This is a genomic window from Burkholderia sp. 9775_39, assembly GCF_015712225.1.
Lineage (GTDB): Bacteria > Pseudomonadota > Gammaproteobacteria > Burkholderiales > Burkholderiaceae > Burkholderia > Burkholderia cenocepacia.
Genome location: NZ_JACCQC010000012.1, coordinates 187691 through 210451 on the forward strand (window position 1 = coordinate 187691; position 22761 = coordinate 210451).

The following is a 22761-nucleotide window of genomic DNA, read 5'->3' on the forward strand; positions in this document are numbered from 1 at the left end:
ATTACCAGCTCGCCTTGGTCAGGCCAGGAATCTCGCCACGGAATGCGATTTCACGAATCTTGTTACGCGCGAGGCCGAATTTACGGAACGTGCCACGCGGACGGCCCGTGATCGCGCAGCGGTTACGCTGGCGGGTCGGGTTTGCGTTGCGGGGCAGTTGCTGCAGCTCCAGGCGTGCTTCGTAGCGCTCTTCTTCCGACTTGCTTTGGTCTTCGACGATCGCCTTCAGCGCTTCGCGCTTTGCTGCGAACTTCGCGACCAGGCGGGCGCGCTTCTTTTCACGTTCGATCAGTGCCAGTTTAGCCACGGTAACCTCAGTTTCTGAACGGGAACTTGAAGCTGGCGAGCAGAGCCTTTGCTTCGTCGTCGGTCTTCGCAGTCGTCGTGATGCTGATGTTCAGCCCACGCAGTGCGTCGATCTTGTCGTAATCGATTTCGGGGAAAATGATCTGCTCTTTCACACCGATGTTGTAGTTGCCACGGCCATCGAAAGCACGACCCGACACGCCGCGGAAGTCACGCACGCGGGGCAGGGCAACCGTCACGAAACGGTCGAGGAATTCGTACATCGCGCGGCCACGCAGCGTCACCATCGCGCCGATCGGGTAACCCTGGCGGATCTTGAAGCCTGCGATTGCCTTGCGGGCCTTCGTGACGACCGGCTTCTGGCCGGCGATCTTCGTGAGGTCGCCAACGGCGTTCTCGATGATCTTCTTGTCAGCGATCGCTTCGCCAAGACCCATGTTCAGCGTGATCTTGGTGATGCGCGGCACTTCCATGACCGACTTGTAACCGAACTTCTCGATCAGGCCGGGCACAACCTTTTCTTTGTAAAACTCTTGAAAACGAGCCATTTTTTACTCCGCTGCGTCAGGCGCTCAGTACGGCACCGGTCGTCTTCAGGAAGCGAACCTTCTTGCCTTCCTCGACCTTGATGCCAACACGCGACGCCTTGCCATTCGCGTCGACCAGTGCGACGTTCGAAATATGCAGGGGCATCGTCTTCGCTTCCACGCCGCCCGTCGTACCCTTCATCGGGTTCGGCTTCACATGCTTCTTGACGAGGTTGATACCTTCAACCGTCACATGTTCAGCACCGACAGCCAGCACGACGCCGCGCTTGCCCTTGTCCTTGCCAGTGACGACGATGACTTCGTCACCTTTGCGAATCTTGTTCATCGCGACTCCTTACAGCACTTCCGGCGCCAGCGAAACGATCTTCATGAATCGTTCGCTACGCAGCTCACGCGTCACCGGCCCGAAAATACGGGTGCCGATCGGCTCGAGCTTGTTATTCAAAAGCACAGCGGCGTTGCCGTCGAACTTGATCAGCGAGCCGTCTTGACGGCGCACGCCCTTGGCGGTGCGGACCACCACGGCGTTGTAAATTTCGCCTTTCTTCACGCGCCCGCGCGGCGTTGCCTCTTTGACGCTCACCTTGATGATGTCGCCAATGCCGGCATAACGACGCTTCGAGCCGCCGAGCACCTTGATGCACAGGACTTCACGTGCACCCGTGTTGTCGGCTACTTCGAGCCGAGATTCGGTCTGGATCATGGTTTGTCTTTCCCAACTTAATCCGGATGCACCACCATGATGCATTCGGTCAGTCTTGGTCCCGTCAGCCAATCGGCTGCTTGGGTTGGAACAGCAGCGACGGCAAACGAAACCCGCCATCGCAATTCGGTGAATCTTTCGGACAGACAGGCGCTAGTCCGCTTCCCCCACCAACTTCGCCCGCGACGGGGCTCCCATAAAGAGGGAAGACCGGGATTATAACAAATAATCCCGGTCACGCAAGCAAAAACTTTGCGATTTCAAGCACTTCGTGGAGAAGTGCCCGTTACTGCCTACTGCGCTGCCCGCTTAGATGACGCGAGCGGCTTCGACGAGGCGCGACACCGTCCAGGCCTTCGTCTTCGAAACAGGACGCGTTTCCTGAATTTCGACGAGATCGCCTTCGTTGTAAGTGTTCGCTTCATCGTGCGCGTGGTACTTCTTCGAACGCACGACATACTTGCCGTAGATCGGGTGCTTGACGCGGTGCTCGATCAGCACGGTGACGGTCTTGTCCATCTTGTTGCTGACGACCCGACCGACCAGCGTCCGCTTCAGCGAGGTTTTCACGCTATCGTTCATTTCTGGTTCGCCTTCTGAGTCATGACGGTCCGCACACGTGCGATGTCGCGACGAACCTTCTTCAGCTGGCTCGTGTTCGTGAGCTGCTGGGTCGCGAGTTGCATGCGCAGGCCGAATTGCGCCTTCAGCAGGTCCGCCAGCTCCTTGTTGAGCGCGGCCTGGTCTTTCTGGAGAAGTTCGGAAGCCTTCATGTTTTCTCCTTAGGCGCCGAGCTGGCGCACGATGAATGCCGTCTTCAGCGGCAGCTTGGCTGCAGCCAGACGGAACGCTTCGCGTGCCAGTTCTTCGGTTACGCCGTCCATTTCATAGAGCATCTTGCCCGGCTGAATCTCGGCGACGTAGTACTCCGGGTTACCCTTACCGTTACCCATACGCACTTCGGCCGGCTTCTGCGAAATCGGCTTGTCCGGGAAGATCCGGATCCAGATACGGCCGCCACGCTTGATGTGACGCGTCATTGCACGACGCGCCGCTTCAATCTGACGTGCGGTCAAACGACCGCGACCGATCGCCTTCAGGCCGAATTCACCGAACGACACTGCGTTGCCGCGCGTCGCCTTGCCGGTGTTACGACCCTTCTGCTCTTTACGATACTTTCTGCGTTTCGGTTGCAGCATCGTTATTCTCCAGTCTTGCCGTCTTCGGGCTTGCCGGCGCCACGGCGCGGTGCGCCACGACGAGCACCCGGAGCGCCGCCTTCGCCGTCACGGCGCGGACGACGGTCGCCCGGACGCGCATTGCGACGCGGACGCTTGTCTTCGGCTACTTCTTCCACCACCGGTGCGTCGTTGCGGCCGAGCGTATCGCCCTTGTAGACCCACACCTTGACGCCGATGATCCCGTAAGTCGTCTTCGCTTCCGAAGTCGCGTAGTCGATATCAGCACGCAGCGTGTGAAGCGGCACGCGACCTTCGCGATACCACTCCGTACGAGCGATTTCGATACCGTTCAGACGGCCTGCGCTCATGATCTTGATGCCTTGGGCACCCAGACGCATCGCGTTCTGCATCGCACGCTTCATCGCGCGACGGAACATGATCCGGCGCTCGAGCTGTTGCGTGATCGAGTCAGCGATCAGCTGAGCATCGGTTTCCGGCTTGCGGATTTCTTCGATGTTGACGTGAACCGGCACGCCCATGCGGCGTTGCAGTTCCGTCTTCAGCTGTTCGATATCCTCGCCCTTCTTGCCGATGACCACGCCCGGACGCGAGCTGTAAATCGTGATGCGCGCGTTCTTCGCCGGACGCTCGATGACGACCCGACCGACCGAAGCGTTCTTCAGCTTCTTCTTCAGGTATTCACGAACACCGATGTCTTCCTGCAGCATCGCCGCGAAATTGTTGTTGTTCGCGTACCAACGCGAAGCCCAATTGCGGCTGACAGCCAGGCGGAAGCCAGTCGGATGAATTTTCTGTCCCATCGTATGGCTCCTTAATTCCCGACCGTCACAGTGATGTGACAGGATTGCTTCTCGATGCGGTTACCGCGGCCCTTTGCGCGCGCGGTGAAACGCTTGAGCGATGCAGCCTTGTCGACGTAGATGCTCTTGATCTTGAGCTCGTCGATATCAGCGCCTTCGTTGTGCTCCGCATTCGCGATTGCCGACAGCACAACCTTCTTCACGATGCCAGCCGCCTTCTTCGGCGAGAACGTCAGAACGTTCAGCGCCTTGTCGACCGGCAAACCGCGGATCTGGTCAGCCACAAGGCGCGTTTTTTGCGCCGAGATGCGGGCACCGCGATGAATTGCTTTCACTTCCATCTTGATTGCCCCTTATTTCTTGGCCTTCTTGTCGGCTGCGTGACCCTTGAACGTACGGGTCAGTGCGAACTCGCCAAGCTTGTGGCCGACCATGTTTTCCGAGATGTACACCGGAACGTGTTGACGGCCGTTGTGAACAGCGATCGTCAGGCCGATGAAATCCGGCAGAATCGTCGAGCGACGCGACCAGGTCTTGATCGGCTTTTTGTCGCGCGAAGCTGCAGCCGCCTCAACTTTCTTCAGCAAATGGGCGTCGCAGAACGGACCTTTTTTAACAGAACGTGCCATTGCCTACTCCTTAACGCTTGTGACGGCGCTGGACGATCATCGTCGTCGTGCGCTTGTTGCTGCGGGTGCGGTAACCCTTAGCCGGCGTACCCCACGGGCTCACCGGGTCGCGACCTGCAGCCGTCTTGCCCTCACCACCACCGTGCGGGTGATCAACCGGGTTCATCGCAACGCCACGCACCGTCGGGCGGATACCGCGCCAGCGGTTCGCGCCAGCCTTGCCGATCTGGCGCAGGCTGTGCTCTTCGTTGCCGACTTCACCGATCGTTGCACGGCACTCGATGTGCACGCGGCGGATTTCGCCCGAACGCAGACGAACCTGCGCGTAGACGCCTTCGCGTGCCAGCAGCATGGCCGACGTGCCAGCCGAACGCGCCATTTGCGCGCCCTTGCCCGGCAGCATCTCGATGCAGTGGATCGTCGTACCGACCGGAATGTTGCGGATCGGCAGCGTGTTGCCTGCACGGATCGGCGCTTCCGAACCCGACATCAGCTGTTGGCCGACGGTCAGGCCCTTCGGGGCGATGATGTAGCGACGTTCGCCGTCTGCGTAGAGCACCAGCGCGATGTTCGCGCTGCGGTTCGGGTCGTACTCGAGACGTTCGACCTTTGCCGGGATGCCGTCCTTCGTGCGACGGAAATCGACGATACGGTAGTGCTGCTTGTGACCACCACCCTTGTGACGCGTGGTGATACGACCGTTGTTGTTACGGCCGGCGGTCGAGCTCTGCGAGTCGAGCAGTGCCGCGAACGGCTTGCCCTGGTGCAGGTTCTTGTTGACCACCTTGACCATCGCGCGGCGACCCGGCGATGTCGGCTTAACTTTAACGATTGCCATGATTACTTGGCCTCCGCTTCAAAGTTGATTTCCTGGCCGGGCTTCAGGCAGACGTACGCCTTCTTCACGTCCTTGCGGCGGCCCATCGAACGGCCAAAGCGCTTTTGCTTGCCCTTCTGAACCAGCACGTTGACGGAATCAACTTCAACCTTGAACAGCAGCTCGACAGCCGCCTTCACTTCCTGCTTCGTGGCATCCGGTGCGACTTCGAACACGACTTGCTCGTTCTTGTCGGCAACCAGCGTCGCCTTTTCCGAGATCACCGGTGCGAGCAGGACCTGCATCAAACGATGATCGTTCTTGCGAATCTCGCTCATGACAGCAACTCCTCGATCTGGGCGACCGCAGCCTTCGTGACCAGCACTTTCTTGAAGTAGATCAGCGACAGCGGGTCAGCGTAGCGCGGCTCGACAATCGCCACGTGCGGCAGGTTGCGCGAAGCCAGGTACAGGTTCTCGTCGACCGTGTCGGTGATGATCAGCACGGAGTCGAGACCCATGGTCTTGAATTTGTCGGCCAGCAGCTTGGTCTTCGGCGCTTCGAGGATGATGTCCTCGACGACCGACAGACGGCCTTCACGGGCCAGCTGCGAGAAGATCGAGCAGAGACCTGCGCGATGCATCTTCTTGTTGACCTTGTGCGAGAAGTTTTCTTCCGGCGAATTCGGGAAGATACGACCACCGCCACGCCACAGCGGGCTCGACGACATACCGGCACGAGCGCGGCCCGTACCCTTCTGGCGCCACGGCTTCTTGGTCGTGTGCTTGACTTGCTCACGGTCCTTCTGTGCGCGGTTACCCTGGCGAGCATTCGCCTGGTAAGCGACGACGACCTGGTGGATCAGCGCTTCGTTGTAGTCACGACCGAACACGACGTCCGATGCGTTGACCACTGCACCTTCCTGACCATTTTCGTTCAGGAGCTTGAGTTCCATTATTTCGCCCCCTTGGTCTTGACGGCCGGCGTCACGAAGACCTTGCCGCCCTTCGCGCCCGGAATCGCACCCTTCACGAGCAGCAGCTTGCGCTCTGCGTCGATACGAGCGATTTCGAGGTTCTGCACCGTCACCGTCACGTCACCCATGTGACCCGTCATGCGTTTACCCGGGAAAACACGACCCGGATCCTGCGCCATACCGATCGAGCCCGGCACGTTGTGCGAGCGCGAGTTACCGTGCGTGGCACGGCCGGAGGAGAAGTTGTAACGCTTGATCGTACCGGCGTAGCCCTTACCGATCGACACGCCTTGCACGTCGACCTTCTGGCCCACTTCGAAAAGATCTGCACCAACCACGGCGCCATTCGACAGCTCGGCTGCCTTGGCCGCGTCAATGCGGAATTCCTTGAGGATTTCACCGGCTTCGACACCGGCTTTGGCGAGATGACCTGCCAGCGGCTTCGTCACGCGCGATGCGCGGCGGGAGCCGAATGCAACCTGCACGGCCGTGTAGCCGTCGGTTTCAACAGTCTTGATCTGCGTCACGCGGTTGTCCGACACGTCCAGCACGGTGACGGGAATCGAATCCCCTTCCGCCGTGAAGATACGGGTCATGCCAACCTTGCGACCTACGAGTCCAAGGCTCATCATTTTCTCCATTCCCGACTGCGATTGGTCGGGGCTGATTTACAAAATGCCGGGCACGCAAGGCCCAACTTTTTTACGCGAATACGCGAAAAGCCAAGCAGTATAGCCCGACTTCTCGATTTCCGCAAGCAATACAAAGACTTAGCGCCATCCGGCACGCCGGTCGGCGCCGAAAGCCTTACTGCAGCTTGATTTCCACGTCGACGCCAGCCGGCAAGTCGAGCTTCATCAGCGCGTCGACGGTCTTGTCCGTCGGGTCGACGATGTCCATCAGGCGCTGGTGGGTACGGATTTCGAGCTGATCGCGCGACGTCTTGTTGACGTGCGGCGAACGCAGGATGTCAAAACGCTGGATGCGCGTCGGCAGCGGCACCGGGCCACGGACGATTGCGCCAGTCCGCTTCGCGGTATCGACGATTTCGGCAGCCGATTGATCGATCAGACGATAGTCGAAAGCCTTCAGGCGAATGCGGATTTTCTGTTGCTGCATGACAATTCCTTGAAAAGAGCGAGGCGATATTGCATCGCCGGACACTAAAAGAACGTGAAACATGACACCAGCGGGGAGCGAAGCATCAGGTTCCGGACGGTACTTCCACTGCTAAGCCCGCGATTCTACACGAAATTCCGGAGCAGTGTGGCGTGTTTCTCGGCCCGCGCAACGCGCGGCCGCAAAAACAAAACCGGGCGCCAGCACAAGCTGAGCACCCGGTTTCGGCGGTACAACGGCGTACCGCGGGAATCGCGGACCCCACCGGGACCCGCGGATCGTCGATATTACTCGATGATCTTGGCGACGACGCCGGCGCCGACCGTACGGCCGCCTTCGCGGATTGCGAAGCGCAGACCTTCTTCCATCGCGATCGGAGCGATCAGCTTCACCGTGATCGACACGTTGTCGCCCGGCATCACCATTTCCTTGTCCTTCGGCAGCTCGATCGAGCCCGTCACGTCCGTCGTACGGAAGTAGAACTGCGGACGGTAGTTGTTGAAGAACGGCGTGTGACGGCCGCCTTCGTCCTTGCTCAGCACGTACACTTCAGCCGTGAAGTGCGTGTGCGGCGTGATCGAACCCGGCTTCGCCAGAACCTGGCCACGCTCCACGTCTTCACGCTTCGTGCCGCGCAGCAGGATACCCACGTTGTCGCCTGCCTGACCTTGGTCCAGCAGCTTGCGGAACATTTCAACGCCCGTGCAGGTCGTCTTCACCGTCGGCTTGATACCGACGATTTCGATTTCCTCGCCGACCTTCACGATGCCGCGCTCGACACGACCCGTCACCACCGTACCACGGCCCGAGATCGAGAACACGTCTTCCACCGGCATCAGGAACGCGCCGTCAACTGCACGCTCCGGCGTCGGGATGTACGTGTCCAGCGCGTCGGCCAGGCTCATGATCGCCACTTCGCCCAGCTCGCCCGTGTCGCCTTCCAGCGCCAGCTTCGCCGAACCCTTCACGATCGGCGTGTCGTCGCCCGGGAAGTCGTACTTCGACAGCAGTTCGCGAACTTCCATCTCGACCAGCTCGAGCAGTTCAGCGTCGTCCACCATGTCGCACTTGTTCAGGAACACGATGATGTACGGAACGCCAACCTGACGCGCCAGCAGGATGTGCTCACGCGTTTGCGGCATCGGGCCGTCTGCCGCCGAGCAAACCAGGATCGCGCCGTCCATCTGCGCCGCGCCCGTGATCATGTTCTTCACATAGTCAGCGTGGCCCGGGCAGTCGACGTGTGCGTAGTGGCGGTTAGCCGTTTCGTACTCGACGTGTGCCGTGTTGATCGTGATGCCGCGCGCCTTTTCTTCCGGTGCCGCGTCGATCTGGTCGTATGCCTTCGCTTCGCCGCCGAACTTCTTCGTCAGAACCGTCGTGATCGCTGCCGTCAGCGTCGTCTTGCCGTGGTCAACGTGACCAATCGTACCAACGTTCACGTGCGGCTTGGTCCGCTCAAACTTTTCTTTTGCCATGATTCTCTTCTTTCAAAAAATAATCAGTTGGTAGCTACAGATTTACTTCGACTTCGCGCTGATGATCGCTTCGGCAACGTTGCGCGGAGCTTCAGCGTAGTGCTTGAACTCCATCGTGTACGTTGCACGACCTTGCGTCAGCGAGCGCAGCGACGTCGAGTAGCCGAACATTTCCGACAGCGGCACTTCGGCGCGCACGATCTTGCCGCCGCCAACCATGTCTTCCATGCCCTGGACGATACCGCGACGGCCCGACAGGTCGCCCATCACGTTGCCCATGTAGTCTTCCGGCGTCTCGACTTCGACAGCCATCATCGGCTCGAGGACGACCGGATTCGCCTTGCGCATCGCTTCCTTGAACGCCATCGAACCGGCCATGCGGAACGCGTTTTCGTTCGAGTCAACGTCGTGGTACGAACCGAACGTCAGGTGAACCTTCACGTCGACGACCGGGAAGCCAGCCAGCACGCCCGACTTCAGCGTGTCCTGGATACCCTTGTCGACCGCCGGGATGTATTCACGCGGAATCACACCACCCTTGATCTCGTCGAAGAACTCGTAGCCCTTGCCTTGTTCGTTCGGCTCGAGCGTGATGACCGCGTGACCGTACTGGCCGCGACCACCCGACTGCTTGACGAACTTGCCGTCGACATCCTTCGCCGTCGAACGGATCGTTTCGCGGTACGCAACCTGCGGCTTGCCGACGGTCGCTTCCACGCCGAATTCACGCTTCATCCGGTCGACCAGAATTTCGAGGTGGAGCTCGCCCATGCCCGAAATGATGGTCTGGCCCGACTCTTCGTCGGTCTGCACGCGGAACGACGGGTCTTCCTGAGCCAGACGGTTCAGGGCGAGGCCCATCTTTTCCTGGTCGGCCTTGGTCTTCGGCTCGACCGCCTGCGAAATCACCGGCTCCGGGAACACCATGCGTTCGAGAACGATCGGGTTCGCCGGGTCGCACAGCGTGTCGCCCGTGGTTGCTTCCTTCAGGCCGACCGCAGCAGCGATGTCGCCTGCGCGGACTTCCTTGATTTCTTCACGCTGGTTCGCGTGCATCTGCAGAATACGACCGAGGCGTTCCTTCTTGCCCTTGGTCGAGTTCAGCAGCGTGTCGCCCGAGTTGACGACGCCCGAGTACACACGGAAGAAGATCAGCTGGCCGACGAACGGGTCGGTCATGATCTTGAACGCGAGCGACGAGAACTTCTCTTCGTCCGATGCCTTGCGCTCTGCTTCTTCACCGTTTTCGAGTTCGCCCTTGACCGGCGGGATGTCGACCGGCGACGGCAGGAAGTCGATCACGGCGTCGAGCATACGCTGCACGCCCTTGTTCTTGAACGCGGTACCGCACAGCATCGGCTGGATTTCGCACGCGATCGTACGATCACGCAGCGCCTTGACGATGTCGGCTTCCGGCAGATCGCCTTCTTCCAGGTACTTGTTCATCAGGTCTTCGCTGGCTTCGGCAGCCACTTCGACCATCTTTTCGCGCCATTCCTTGCAGGTCTCCGCGAGCTCGGCCGGGATGTCGACGTAGTCGAACTTCGTGCCTTGCGACGCTTCGTCCCAAATGATCGCCTTCATCTTGATCAGGTCGACGACGCCCTTGAAGTTTTCTTCCGCGCCGATCGGCACCACGACCGGAACCGGGTTCGCCTTCAGGCGCAGACGGAGCTGGTCGTAGACCTTGAAGAAGTTCGCGCCGGTACGGTCCATCTTGTTGACGAACGCGAGACGCGGCACCTTGTACTTGTTCGCCTGACGCCACACCGTTTCCGACTGCGGCTGCACGCCGCCCACTGCGCAGTACACCATGCACGCGCCGTCGAGCACGCGCATCGAACGCTCCACTTCGATCGTGAAGTCGACGTGGCCCGGGGTGTCGATGATGTTGATGCGGTGTTCCGGATAGTTGCCGCCCATGCCCTTCCAGAAGGCCGTGGTAGCAGCGGACGTGATCGTGATGCCACGTTCCTGTTCCTGCTCCATCCAGTCCATCGTGGCTGCGCCGTCGTGGACTTCACCGATCTTGTGGTTCACACCGGTGTAAAACAGAATGCGCTCGGTCGTCGTCGTTTTGCCGGCGTCGATGTGAGCGCTAATACCGATATTGCGGTAGCGCTCGATAGGAGTCTTGCGAGCCACTTTGATCCTCTACTGGGATGACGTGACGCAGCCCTGCTGCATCACGCCTCAACACAAACGGGCGAGGCGCCTGAAAAGCGCACCCGCCCGGAATTTATTTCCGCAAACAGCCCAGCCAGGCGCTTAGAAACGGAAATGCGAGAACGCGCGGTTGGCTTCTGCCATGCGGTGAACTTCGTCGCGCTTCTTCATCGCGCCGCCACGGCCTTCGGCCGCTTCGGAGAGTTCACCTGCCAGGCGCAGGGCCATCGACTTCTCGCTACGCTTCTTCGCAGCCTCACGCAGCCAGCGCATCGCCAATGCCATACGACGCGACGGGCGCACTTCGACCGGAACTTGATAGTTGGCACCACCAACGCGACGGCTCTTCACTTCGACCACCGGCTTCACGTTGTTGAGCGCAACCGTGAACACTTCCAGCGGGTCCTTGCCACCCTTGGTCTGGATTTGTTCGAATGCGCCATAAACGATGCGCTCTGCGACCGACTTCTTGCCGGACAGCATCAGCATGTTCATGAACTTGGCAACATCAACGTTGCCGAACTTCGGATCCGGCAACACTTCCCGCTTGGGGACTTCGCGACGACGCGGCATGATTCTTCCTTTACTTGTTCAGTTGGAGCTGGATTCAGCTCCGCGGCCACCAACAAACCCGATCACATCTTCACGACTAACCAGCTTGGCCGGGTGACCACTTACTCGACAGCACCGGCAATCCGGCACTCCCGCCTTGACCGCCCTGCGGCGATCCCTGATCAAAAACTGCTTACTTGGCAGCCTTTGCACGCTTCGCGCCGTACTTCGAGCGCGCTTGCTTACGGTCCTTGACGCCCTGGGTATCCAGCGAGCCGCGAACCATGTGGTAACGCACACCCGGCAAGTCCTTCACACGGCCGCCGCGGATCAGCACAACCGAGTGTTCCTGCAGGTTGTGGCCTTCACCGCCGATGTACGAAATCACTTCGAAGCCGTTCGTCAGACGAACCTTGGCGACCTTACGGAGTGCCGAGTTCGGCTTCTTCGGCGTCGTCGTGTACACACGGGTGCACACGCCGCGACGCTGGGGGCAGTCCTGCAGGGCCGGGCTCTTGCTCTTCGTCGTTTCCGACTGACGGCCTTTGCGAACCAGTTGGTTGATGGTTGGCATTGTTTATTCCTGAAATTGAACAAAATCTGCACGCCGATTTCGGGCAAAGCGAGAATCGACGCACAGTTGACTTCCGAACCGGCGAATCGGGCGCGAACTATTGAACGCGACTCGGCCCACCGAATACCGGAACCCAGCATGATATTCCGGAAATGCCAACTAAGTCAACGGCTTGCGTGATCTGCCGGCCGATCGCGCGGTTTACGTGAGGGGTCGGAACGCTGTGTCAGGCCGATTCGACGACGTCGATGATCTCGTCGCCGAAGCGCTCGAGCTTGCGCACGCCCATGCCGGGAATGTGGCGCAGGTCGTCGATCGTCTCCGGCGCGTTGCGTGCGATTTCGGCGAGCGTCGCGTCGTGGAAGATCACGTAGGCCGGCACGCCGTCCGTCTTCGCGGTTTCCGCGCGCCATGCGCGCAGCGCGTCCCACCGCGCACGCTCGCGGGCGCCCATGCCGGCCGTCGGGTCGACGCGCGTGCCGCTGCGGCTCGACGACTGGCGGGTGCGCTGCGGCTTCACGTAGCGGCGCAGCGTGACTTTTTCCTCGTTCTTCAGCACGGGCTTCGCGGCCTCGGTCAGCATCAGCGCGCCGAAGCCGCCATGGTCGACCGCCAGGTAGCCGTACGCGACGAGCTGCCGGAAAATCGCGCGCCACTCGGGTTCGGACAGCGCCGCGCCGATGCCGAACGTGCTGAGCTGGTCGTGGCCGCGCTGCAACACCTTTTCGGTACGCCCGCCGCGCAGGATCTCGATCAGGTGGCTCGAACCGAAATTGAAGCCGCTCGCGCGCTGCGCGCGGAACACGCACGACAGCGCCATCTGCGCCTCGCGCGTCGCATCCCACGACGCGGGCGGCTCGAGGCACGTGTCGCAGTTGCCGCACGGCTGGCTCGCCTCGCCGAAGTAATTCAGCAGCCGCACGCGGCGGCACGAGATCGTCTCGCACAACCCGAGCAGCGCATCGAGCTTCGACGTCTGCACGCGCTTGTGTGCGTCGTCCGCATCGGACTCGTCGATCATCTTGCGTTGCTGGACGACGTCGCCCAGCCCATACGCCATCCACGCGTTCGCGGGCATCCCGTCGCGGCCGGCGCGGCCGGTTTCCTGGTAATAGCCTTCGACGCTCTTCGGCAAATCGAGGTGCGCGACGAAGCGCACGTCGGGCTTGTCGATGCCCATGCCGAACGCGATCGTCGCGCACATCACGATGCCTTCCTCGCGCTGGAACATTTCCTGGTGCTTCTGCCGCACCTCGAATTCCATCCCCGCGTGATACGGCAGCGCGCGCACGCCCTGCGCCTTCAGCCATTCAGCCGTTTCCTCGACCTTGCGGCGCGACAGGCAATAGACGACACCCGCATCGGTCGTACCGTCGGCATTCGTGTGCTCGGCGCGGATGAAGTCGAGCAGCTGCGCGCGCGCGTTGTCCTTTTCGACGATCCGGTAACGGATGTTCGGACGGTCGAAGCTCGACACGAACACGCGCGCGTCGTCGAGCGCGAGACGATGGATGATCTCGTCGCGCGTGATCGCATCGGCCGTGGCGGTCAGCGCGATGCGCGGCACGGACGGGAAGCGCTCGTGCAGCACCGACAGCTGGATGTATTCCGGGCGGAAATCGTGCCCCCATTGCGACACGCAGTGCGCTTCGTCGATTGCGAACAGGCCGATCTTCGCGCGCTCGAGCAGCTCGAGGAAGCGCCCCGTCATCAAGCGCTCCGGCGCGACGTACAGCAGGTCGATTTCGCCTTCGCGCAGCGCGCGCTCGGTGGCCGCGGCCTCGGCGCCCGACAGCGTCGAATTCAGGTAGGCCGCGCGCACGCCGACTTCGCTCAACGCGGCGACCTGGTCCTGCATCAGCGCGATCAGCGGCGACACGACGATGCCGGCGCCCTGCCCGGCCTCGCGGCGCAGCAGCGCGGGAATCTGGTAGCACAGCGACTTGCCGCCGCCGGTCGGCATCAGCACGAGGCAATCGCCGCCGCCGGCGACGTGCTCGACGATCTCGCCCTGCTGGCCGCGAAAGGCGGAATAACCAAAGACTTCGTCGAGTATTTCGAGGGCGCGGGACATGAATGAGAACTGGGACGGCTAAGCGATGACCGCAATTTTAACAACCCGCTCGCGCGACGCGTGGCGAATCGCGCGATGTTGGCCGTTCGGTCAGGGTTCGTTCGCGTGCATCACGGGCCTGCCGCGGCCGGATCGGACGCGATCGCCGGGCATGTGCCGCGGCGCTGCGCAGGCACGTGATGCGCGTGAACGAAGGATGAAAAAAAACCGCCCGGCAGAACCGGGCGGTTTCGGTGACAGCGATGATAGCAAGGCAACGCGGCTTGCGCCGCCCCGCGCTTACTCGGCTGCCGGGTGTTGCGGCTCTTCCGCCGGCGCGCTCGGCGTGCCGAAGTCGAATGCCTCTTCCGCTGCGATCTGGTCGAAACGCTCGCGATCCGACGATTCCTTCGCCTTGCGTGCCTTGTGGAACGCGAGACCCGTACCGGCCGGAATCAGACGGCCGACGATCACGTTTTCCTTCAGGCCGCGCAGATCGTCGCGCTTGCCCATGATCGCCGCTTCGGTCAGCACGCGGGTCGTTTCCTGGAACGATGCCGCGGAGATGAACGAGTCGGTCGACAGCGATGCCTTCGTGATACCGAGCAGCACGTTGTCGTACGAAGCCGGGCGCTTGCCCTCGGCGATCATGCGATCGTTCTCGTCCAGCATGTCGGAACGTTCGACCTGTTCGCCCGGGATGAAGCGCGTATCACCGTTGTCGGTGATCTGCACACGACGCAGCATCTGGCGAACGATCACCTCGATGTGCTTGTCGTTGATCTTCACGCCCTGCAGACGGTACACGTCCTGCACTTCGTCGACGATGTAGCGCGACAGCGCCTCGATACCCTGCAGACGCAGGATGTCGTGCGGATCGGCCGGACCGTCCACGATCATTTCGCCCTTGTTGACGACCTGTGCATCGTGAACCAGAACCTGCTTTTCCTTCGCGATCAGGAACTCGTGCTGGTTGCCCTCGAGGTCCGTGATGACGAGACGCTGCTTGCCCTTCGTGTCCTTGCCGAACGACGTCGTACCGGTGACTTCCGCGAGAATGCCGGCATCCTTCGGCGAACGCGCTTCGAACAGTTCCGCCACCCGCGGCAGACCGCCGGTAATGTCACGCGTCTTCTGCGCTTCCGTCGGGATACGTGCGAGCACTTCACCGACCTGCACCTGCTGACCATCCTTCACGGTGATCAGTGCGCCGACCTGGAAGCCGATCTGCACTGCGTGCTCCGTGCCCGGAATCTTCACTTCCTCGCCGTTCGCGTCGAGCAGCTTCACCTGCGGACGCACGCTCTTCGAAGCCTGCGAACCGCGGCGCTTCACGTCGATCACGACCAGCGTCGACAGGCCGGTCACGTCGTCGATCTGCTTCGCGACGGTCACGCCTTCCTCGACGTTCTCGAACTTCACCGTACCACCGTACTCGGTGATGATCGGGCGCGTCAGCGGATCCCACGTGGCGAGCTGCGTGCCGGCCTTGATGGTCGCGCCGTCGAGCTGCAGCAGCGTCGCGCCGTACGGCACTTTGTGACGCTCGCGCTCGCGACCGAAGTCGTCGGTGATCATCGCTTCGCCCGAACGGGAAATGACGATCTGCTCGCCCTTCGCGTTCGTGACGTAGCGCATCGTCGCCGTGAAGCGGACGATACCGTTGCTCTTCGCTTCGACCGACGAAGCCACTGCCGCACGCGATGCCGCACCACCGATGTGGAACGTACGCATCGTCAGCTGCGTGCCCGGTTCACCGATCGACTGCGCCGCGATCACGCCGACTGCTTCGCCGACGTTCACGAGCGAGCCGCGGCCGAGGTCGCGGCCGTAGCAGGCTGCGCACAGGCCGTAACGCGTTTCGCAGGTCAGCGGCGTGCGCACGCGCACTTCGTCGATGCCGAGGCGTTCGATTTCCTCGACCGCCGTTTCGTCGAGCAGCGTGCCCGATTCGTACAGCGTTTCCTGCGTTTCCGGATTCACGACGTCCGCGACCGCGACGCGGCCGAGGATACGGTCGCGCAGCGCTTCGACGACTTCACCGCCTTCGACCAGCGCCTTCATCGCCACGCCGTTCGACGTGCCGCAATCGTCTTCCACCACGACCAGATCCTGCGTGACGTCGACGAGACGACGCGTCAGGTAACCCGAGTTCGCGGTCTTCAGTGCCGTATCAGCCAGACCCTTACGTGCACCGTGGGTCGAGATGAAGTACTGCAACACGTTCAGACCTTCGCGGAAGTTCGCGGTAATCGGCGTCTCGATAATCGAGCCGTCCGGCTTCGCCATCAGGCCTCGCATACCGGCCAGCTGACGAATCTGAACCGCCGAACCCCGGGCGCCCGAGTCGGCCATCATGTAGATCGAGTTGAACGACTCCTGGCGCGTCTCGTTGCCGTCGCGATCGATCACCGGCTCCGTCGACAGCTGCTCCATCATCGCCTTGCCGACCGCTTCCGACGTCGCCGACCAGATGTCGACCACGTTGTTGTAGCGTTCCTGCGCGGTGACGAGACCCGACATGTACTGGCGGTCGTACTCCTTCACCTTCTTCGCGGCGTCGCCGACGATCGTTTCCTTCTGCGGCGGCACGAGCATGTCGTCCACGCAGATCGAGATGCCGGCACGCGTCGCGAGACGGAAACCCGACTGCATCAGCTGGTCGGCGAACACCACCGTCGCGCGCAGACCGCACTTGCGGAATGCCGTGTTGATCAGGCGCGAGATTTCCTTCTTCTTCAGCGGCTTGTTCAGCACCGAGAACGGCAGGCCGTGCGGCAGGATCTCCGACAGGATCGCGCGGCCGACGGTCGTCGCGTACAGCGTGATCTTCGGCACGAATTCCGGCGCGCCTTCCGACGTGTCCTCGTTGCGGACCATTTCGGTGATCCGCACGTTGACGCGCGAGGCCAGCTCGACTTCCTTGTTCTCGTACGCGCGGATGACTTCCGACACGCCCGTGAACGACAGGCCTTCGCCCTTGCCGTTGATCGCTTCGCGGGTCGCGTAGTACAGACCCAGCACGATATCCTGCGACGGCACGATCGACGGATCGCCGTTGGCCGGGAACAGCACGTTGTTCGACGCGAGCATCAGCGTGCGCGCTTCCATCTGCGCTTCGAGCGACAGCGGCACGTGAACGGCCATCTGGTCACCGTCGAAGTCGGCGTTGAACGCCGCGCAGACGAGCGGGTGCAGCTGGATTGCCTTGCCTTCGATCAGCACCGGCTCGAACGCCTGGATACCGAGACGGTGCAGCGTCGGCGCACGGTTCAGCATCACCGGGTGCTCGCGGATCACCTCTTCGAGGATGTCCCACACCACCGGCGTCTGGTTCTCGACTTCCTTCTTCGCAGCCTTGATGGTCGTAGCTACCCCCATCACTTCCAGCTTGTTGAAGATGAACGGCTTGAACAGCTCGAGCGCCATCAGCTTCGGCAGGCCGCACTGGTGCAGCTTCAGCGTCGGGCCGACCACGATGACCGAACGGCCCGAGTAGTCGACGCGCTTGCCCAGCAGGTTCTGACGGAAACGACCGCCCTTGCCCTTGATCATGTCGGCGAGCGACTTCAGCGGACGCTTGTTCGCGCCCGTCATCGCCTTGCCGCGACGACCGTTGTCGAGCAGCGAGTCGACGGCTTCCTGCAGCATCCGCTTTTCGTTGCGGACGATGATTTCAGGCGCCTTCAGCTCGAGCAGACGCTTCAACCGGTTGTTACGGTTGATCACGCGGCGATACAGGTCGTTCAGGTCCGACGTCGCGAAACGGCCGCCGTCCAGCGGCACGAGCGGACGCAGTTCCGGCGGCAGCACCGGCAGCACTTCGAGGATCATCCACTCGGGCTTGATGCCCGAACGCTGGAATGCCTCGAGGACCTTCAGGCGCTTCGCGTACTTCTTGATCTTCGCTTCCGAGCCCGTGTTCTTCAGCTCGGTGCGCAGCGTCTCGACCTGCTCGTCGATGTTGATCGCGCGCAGCAGTTCACGCACGCCTTCCGCGCCCATTTCGGCACGGAATTCGTCGCCGTATTCCTCGACCTTGTTGTAGTAATCCTCCTCGGTCATGATCTGCCGCGCCTTCAGCGGCGTCATGCCCGGTTCGATCACCACGTACGCTTCGAAGTACAGCACGCGTTCGATGTCGCGCAGCGTCATGTCGAGCACCATGCCCAGACGCGACGGCAGCGACTTCAGGAACCAGATGTGCGCGACCGGCGAGGCCAGCTCGATGTGGCCCATCCGTTCGCGACGCACCTTCGCCAGCGTCACTTCGACGCCGCACTTCTCGCAGATCACGCCGCGGTGCTTCAGGCGCTTGTACTTGCCGCACAGGCACTCGTAGTCCTTGATCGGCCCGAAGATCTTCGCGCAGAACAGACCATCGCGTTCCGGCTTGAACGTACGGTAGTTGATGGTCTCCGGCTTCTTCACTTCGCCGAACGACCACGAACGGATCTTGTCGGGCGAGGCCAGACCGATCTTGATCGCGTCGAAAACTTCTTCCTGTTGGACTTGCTTGAATAGATCGAGCAGAGCTTTCATTGCTTTCTCTCCGTAGTCCGATTAATTGCGGTCGAGATCGATATCGATACCGAGCGAGCGGATTTCCTTCACGAGCACGTTGAAGGATTCCGGCATGCCTGCATCGATCACGTGGTCGCCCTTGACGAGGTTTTCGTACACCTTCGTCCGGCCGGTCACGTCGTCCGACTTCACCGTCAGCATTTCCTGCAGCACGTAGGACGCGCCGTACGCTTCGAGTGCCCACACTTCCATTTCACCGAAACGCTGGCCACCGAACTGCGCCTTACCACCCAGCGGCTGCTGCGTGACGAGCGAGTACGGGCCGGTCGAACGCGCGTGCATCTTGTCGTCGACCAGGTGGTGCAGCTTCAGGTAGTGCATGTAGCCGAGCGTCACGCGACGTTCGAACATTTCACCCGTGCGGCCGTCGTACAGACGGACCTGGTTCTTCGACGGGTTCATGCCGAGCTGTTCGGCGATGTCGTCCGGGAACGCGAGGTCGAGCATCTTGCCCATTTCTTCCTCGGTCGCACCGTCGAACACCGGCGTCGCGAACGGCACGCCTTCGCGCAGGTTCTTCGCGAGTTCGAGGATCTCGTCGTCGGTGAAGCTTTCCAGATCTTCCTGGCGGCCCGACTCGTTGTAGATCTTCGTCAGGAACGTGCGCAGCTCCTCGATCTTCGCCTGACGCTGCAGCATTTCGCCGATACGCCAGCCGAGGCCCTTCGCGGCCCAGCCGAGGTGTACTTCCAGAACCTGACCCACGTTCATCCGCGACGGCACGCCGAGCGGGTTCAGCACGACGTCTGCCGGACGGCCATCGGCCATGTACGGCATGTCTTCGATCGGGACGATCTTCGACACGACACCCTTGTTACCGTGACGGCCTGCCATCTTGTCGCCAGGCTGCAGACGGCGCTTCACCGCGAGGTACACCTTGACCATCTTCAGCACGCCCGGCGGCAGTTCGTCGCCTTGCGTGAGCTTCTTGCGCTTTTCTTCGAACGCGAGATCGAACTGGTGACGCTTCTCTTCGATCGAGTTCTTGATCGCTTCGAGCGATGCCGCTGCTTCGTCGTCCGCGAGGCGGATGTCGAACCAGTGGTAGTGGTCGAGATCTTCCAGGTAAGCCTGGTCGATCTTCGTGCCCTTCGCGAGCTTCTTCGGACCGCCGTTCGCGACCTTGCCCACTAGCATGCGGGCGAGACGCTGGAACGCGTCGCCTTCCACGATGCGCAGCTGGTCGTTCAGGTCGAGACGGTAGCGCTTCAGTTCGTCGTCGATGATCTGTTGCGCACGCTTGTCGCGCTGGATGCCTTCACGCGTGAACACCTGGACGTCGATCACGGTGCCGCTCATGCCCGACGGCACGCGCAGCGACGTGTCCTTCACGTCCGAAGCCTTCTCGCCGAAGATCGCGCGCAGCAGCTTCTCTTCCGGCGTCAGCTGGGTCTCGCCCTTCGGCGTGACCTTGCCGACCAGCACGTCGCCTGCTTCGACTTCAGCACCGATGTACACGATGCCCGATTCGTCGAGACGGCCGAGCTGGACTTCCGCCAGGTTCGAGATGTCGCGCGTGATTTCTTCCGGCCCGAGCTTCGTGTCGCGTGCAACGACGTTCAGCTCTTCGATGTGGATCGACGTGTAGCGATCGTCCGCGACCACCTTCTCCGAGATCAGGATCGAATCCTCGAAGTTGTAGCCGTTCCACGGCATGAACGCGATCAGCATGTTCTGGCCGAGCGCGAGCTCGCCCAGGTCCGTCGAGGCGCCGTCGGCCAGCACGTCGCCGCGCGAGACCTTGTCGCCCATCTTCACGATCGGACGCTGGTTGATGTTCGTGTTCTGGTTCGAACGCGTGTACTTGATCAGGTTGTAGATGTCGACACCGACTTCACCCGCGACTGCTTCGTCGTCGTTCACGCGAATCACGATACGGCCTGCGTCGACGTAGTCGACCACACCGCCGCGGAACGCCTGGACCGTCGTACCCGAGTCGACCGCGCAGGTGCGCTCGATGCCCGTACCGACGACCGGCTTTTCCGGACGCAGACACGGCACGGCCTGACGCTGCATGTTCGAGCCCATCAGTGCACGGTTCGCGTCATCGTGCTCGAGGAACGGAATCAGCGATGCGGCCACCGACACGATCTGCGACGGCGCGACGTCCATGTACTGGATACGGTCCGGCGTGACCATCATCGTTTCGCCGGCTTCGCGCGACGACACGAGTTCGTCGATGAGTCGGCCGTCTTCGTCGATCGCGGCGTTCGCCTGAGCGATCATGTAGCGGCCTTCCTCGATCGCCGACAGGTAGTCGATCTGATCGGTCACCTTGCTGTCCACGACCTTGCGGTACGGCGTCTCGAGGAAGCCGTACTCGTTCAGGTGCGCGTACAGCGCGAGCGAGTTGATCAGGCCGATGTTCGGACCTTCCGGCGTTTCGATCGGGCACACGCGGCCGTAGTGGGTCGGGTGCACGTCGCGGACTTCGAAGCCTGCGCGCTCGCGCGTCAGACCGCCCGGGCCCAGTGCGGAAACACGGCGCTTGTGCGTGATTTCCGACAGCGGGTTGGTCTGGTCCATGAACTGCGACAGCTGCGACGAGCCGAAGAACTCGCGAATCGCCGACGAAATCGGCTTCGAGTTGATCAGGTCGTGCGGCATCAGGTTTTCGCTTTCGGCCTGGCCGAGGCGTTCCTTGACCGCGCGCTCGACACGCACGAGACCGGCGCGGAACTGGTTTTCCGCCAGTTCGCCGACGCAACGCACGCGACGGTTGCCGAGGTGGTCGATGTCGTCCACTTCGCCCTTGCCGTTGCGCAGCTCGACGAGGATCTTGATCGTCGCGAGGATGTCGTCGTCCTGCAGCGTCATCGGGCCGACGATCTCGTCACGGCCGACGCGGCGGTTGAACTTCATGCGGCCGACCTTCGACAGGTCGTACGCTTCTTCGCTGTAGAACAGACGGTTGAACAGGGCCTCGACTGCTTCTTCGGTCGGCGGCTCGCCCGGACGCATCATGCGGTAGATCGCGATGCGCGCGGCCGTCTTGTCGGTCGTTTCGTCGACACGCAGCGTCGACGAGATGTACGGGCCCTGATCCAGATCGTTCGTGTAGAGCGTCTGGATGTCCTTGATGCCCGCTTCGCGCAGCTTCTCGAGCACGCTTTCCGTGACTTCGTCGTTCGCGCTCGCGATCACTTCGCCGGTGTCGCCGTCGACGACGTTCTTCGCCAGCACGCGGCCGAGCAGATAGTCTTCCGGCACCGAGATGAACTTGGTCTTCGCGGCTTCGAGGTCGCGAATGTGCTTCGCGTTGATCCGCTTGTCCTTCTGGACGATGACCTTGCCATCACGATCCGTGATGTCGAAACGCGCGACTTCACCACGCAGGCGCTCGGGCACGAACTCGAGTTGCGCGCCTTCGTCCATCAGCGTGAAATTGTCGAACACGAAGAAGTTCGCGAGGATCTGTTCCGGCGTCAGGCCGATGGCCTTCAGCAGGATCGTGACCGGCATCTTGCGGCGACGGTCGACGCGGAAGTACAGGATGTCCTTCGGATCGAATTCGAAGTCGAGCCACGAACCGCGGTACGGAATGATCCGTGCCGAGAACAGCAGCTTGCCCGAGCTGTGCGTCTTGCCCTTGTCGTGTTCGAAGAACACGCCAGGCGAACGATGCAGCTGCGAGACGATGACACGCTCGGTGCCGTTGATGACGAACGAGCCCGTCGGCGTCATGAGCGGAATTTCGCCCATGTACACTTCCTGCTCCTTCACTTCCTTGACGACCGGCTTGTTCGGCGATTCCTTGTCGAGGATGACGAGGCGGACCTTCGCGCGCAGCGCGGAGCAGTACGTCAGGCCTCGCTGCTGGCATTCCTTGATGTTGAATGCCGGCGAGGACAGCGCATAGCTCACGAACTCGAGGCGCGCGAAACCGTTGTGCGAAACAATGGGAAATACCGATGTGAACGCGGCCTGCAAACCTTCAGGCTTACGTTGCGTCGCGGGCACATCGGCTTGCAGAAACGTGCTGAATGATTCAAGCTGAGTAGCCAGCAAGAACGGAACTTGGTGAACGATGGGGCGCTTCGCGAAACTCTTGCGAATGCGCTTCTTCTCGGTGAAGGAATATTGCATACGATCTCCGAATCACGGCGGGTGCTATCGAGGCGGAATACCTGGACGTTTCAAACCCGAGTGTTCACCGACTGAGACCCGATGGCCGTTCGACGGCTTGAACGAGCCGAGAAGCTTGGTGGTTGGCCGCTACCAACCGCTGGCTGACGGCAGCGGATGCCTGTGTTG

General features: G+C 61.4%; 22 protein-coding genes. All 22 read right to left on the reverse strand.

What is annotated here, in order from left to right:
- Position 1 precedes the first annotated feature (1 nt).
- Positions 2-307: a 30S ribosomal protein S14 gene (gene rpsN, locus H0X90_RS18420; RefSeq protein WP_006482884.1), complete on the reverse strand. Its 306-nt coding sequence runs from the start codon at positions 305-307 to the stop codon at positions 2-4.
- A 7-nt stretch (positions 308-314) separates the two neighbouring features.
- Positions 315-854: a 50S ribosomal protein L5 gene (gene rplE / locus H0X90_RS18425; protein ID WP_006482882.1), complete on the reverse strand. Its 540-nt coding sequence runs from the start codon at positions 852-854 to the stop codon at positions 315-317.
- A 16-nt stretch (positions 855-870) separates the two neighbouring features.
- Complete coding sequence (gene rplX / locus H0X90_RS18430) at positions 871-1179, reverse strand: 50S ribosomal protein L24 (RefSeq protein ID WP_006477187.1); 309 nt, start codon at positions 1177-1179, stop codon at positions 871-873.
- Positions 1180-1188: 9 nt separating this feature from the next.
- Positions 1189-1557 carry a 50S ribosomal protein L14 gene (gene rplN, locus H0X90_RS18435; RefSeq protein ID WP_006482918.1) on the reverse strand — a complete coding sequence of 123 codons (369 nt, stop codon included), beginning with the start codon at positions 1555-1557 and terminating at the stop codon, positions 1189-1191.
- A gap of 309 nt (positions 1558-1866) precedes the next feature.
- Positions 1867-2139 (reverse strand): 30S ribosomal protein S17, encoded by a 273-nt coding sequence (gene rpsQ, locus H0X90_RS18440; RefSeq protein WP_006477189.1) that lies wholly within the window; start codon positions 2137-2139, stop codon positions 1867-1869.
- Entirely contained in the window at positions 2136-2330 is a 195-nt protein-coding gene (rpmC, locus tag H0X90_RS18445; protein ID WP_006400652.1) for a 50S ribosomal protein L29, read from the reverse strand. Before rpmC ends, rpsQ begins: the two co-directional genes overlap by 4 nt.
- Positions 2331-2339: 9 nt before the next feature.
- Positions 2340-2756, reverse strand: a complete 417-nt coding sequence (gene rplP / locus H0X90_RS18450) for a 50S ribosomal protein L16 (protein WP_006482873.1) — start codon at positions 2754-2756, stop codon at positions 2340-2342.
- A gap of 2 nt (positions 2757-2758) precedes the next feature.
- On the reverse strand, positions 2759-3559 hold the full coding sequence (rpsC, locus tag H0X90_RS18455; RefSeq protein WP_006482899.1) for a 30S ribosomal protein S3: 801 nt from the start codon (positions 3557-3559) through the stop codon (positions 2759-2761).
- 11 nt (positions 3560-3570) lie between these two features.
- Complete coding sequence (rplV, locus tag H0X90_RS18460; RefSeq protein WP_004199272.1) at positions 3571-3900, reverse strand: 50S ribosomal protein L22; 330 nt, start codon at positions 3898-3900, stop codon at positions 3571-3573.
- Between the two features lie 12 nt (positions 3901-3912).
- On the reverse strand, positions 3913-4188 hold the full coding sequence (gene rpsS / locus H0X90_RS18465) for a 30S ribosomal protein S19 (protein WP_004199273.1): 276 nt from the start codon (positions 4186-4188) through the stop codon (positions 3913-3915).
- 10 nt (positions 4189-4198) lie between these two features.
- Entirely contained in the window at positions 4199-5026 is an 828-nt protein-coding gene (gene rplB, locus H0X90_RS18470) for a 50S ribosomal protein L2 (RefSeq protein WP_006482900.1), read from the reverse strand.
- A 2-nt stretch (positions 5027-5028) separates the two neighbouring features.
- Positions 5029-5343 carry a 50S ribosomal protein L23 gene (gene rplW / locus H0X90_RS18475; protein ID WP_004199275.1) on the reverse strand — a complete coding sequence of 105 codons (315 nt, stop codon included), beginning with the start codon at positions 5341-5343 and terminating at the stop codon, positions 5029-5031.
- On the reverse strand, positions 5340-5960 hold the full coding sequence (rplD, locus tag H0X90_RS18480) for a 50S ribosomal protein L4 (RefSeq protein ID WP_006477192.1): 621 nt from the start codon (positions 5958-5960) through the stop codon (positions 5340-5342). Before rplD ends, rplW begins: the two co-directional genes overlap by 4 nt.
- A complete protein-coding gene (gene rplC, locus H0X90_RS18485) occupies positions 5960-6610 on the reverse strand; it encodes a 50S ribosomal protein L3 (protein ID WP_006482922.1) in 651 nt (216 codons plus the stop codon). The genes rplD and rplC overlap by 1 nt, the downstream gene beginning before the upstream one ends.
- A gap of 178 nt (positions 6611-6788) precedes the next feature.
- Positions 6789-7100 (reverse strand): 30S ribosomal protein S10, encoded by a 312-nt coding sequence (gene rpsJ / locus H0X90_RS18490; protein ID WP_004199280.1) that lies wholly within the window; start codon positions 7098-7100, stop codon positions 6789-6791.
- Between the two features lie 287 nt (positions 7101-7387).
- Positions 7388-8578 (reverse strand): elongation factor Tu, encoded by a 1191-nt coding sequence (gene tuf, locus H0X90_RS18495; protein WP_006482910.1) that lies wholly within the window; start codon positions 8576-8578, stop codon positions 7388-7390.
- 42 nt (positions 8579-8620) lie between these two features.
- Complete coding sequence (fusA, locus tag H0X90_RS18500; protein WP_006482929.1) at positions 8621-10723, reverse strand: elongation factor G; 2103 nt, start codon at positions 10721-10723, stop codon at positions 8621-8623.
- 123 nt (positions 10724-10846) lie between these two features.
- Positions 10847-11317 carry a 30S ribosomal protein S7 gene (gene rpsG, locus H0X90_RS18505; protein ID WP_006477195.1) on the reverse strand — a complete coding sequence of 157 codons (471 nt, stop codon included), beginning with the start codon at positions 11315-11317 and terminating at the stop codon, positions 10847-10849.
- 172 nt (positions 11318-11489) lie between these two features.
- Positions 11490-11870 (reverse strand): 30S ribosomal protein S12, encoded by a 381-nt coding sequence (gene rpsL / locus H0X90_RS18510; protein WP_006400662.1) that lies wholly within the window; start codon positions 11868-11870, stop codon positions 11490-11492.
- A gap of 226 nt (positions 11871-12096) precedes the next feature.
- Positions 12097-13944 carry a DNA helicase RecQ gene (gene recQ, locus H0X90_RS18515; RefSeq protein ID WP_006493356.1) on the reverse strand — a complete coding sequence of 616 codons (1848 nt, stop codon included), beginning with the start codon at positions 13942-13944 and terminating at the stop codon, positions 12097-12099.
- Between the two features lie 279 nt (positions 13945-14223).
- Positions 14224-18465, reverse strand: coding sequence for a DNA-directed RNA polymerase subunit beta' (rpoC, locus tag H0X90_RS18520; RefSeq protein ID WP_006482896.1), 4242 nt, complete (start codon positions 18463-18465; stop codon positions 14224-14226).
- 21 nt (positions 18466-18486) lie between these two features.
- Complete coding sequence (gene rpoB, locus H0X90_RS18525) at positions 18487-22593, reverse strand: DNA-directed RNA polymerase subunit beta (RefSeq protein WP_006482874.1); 4107 nt, start codon at positions 22591-22593, stop codon at positions 18487-18489.
- Positions 22594-22761 lie beyond the last annotated feature (168 nt).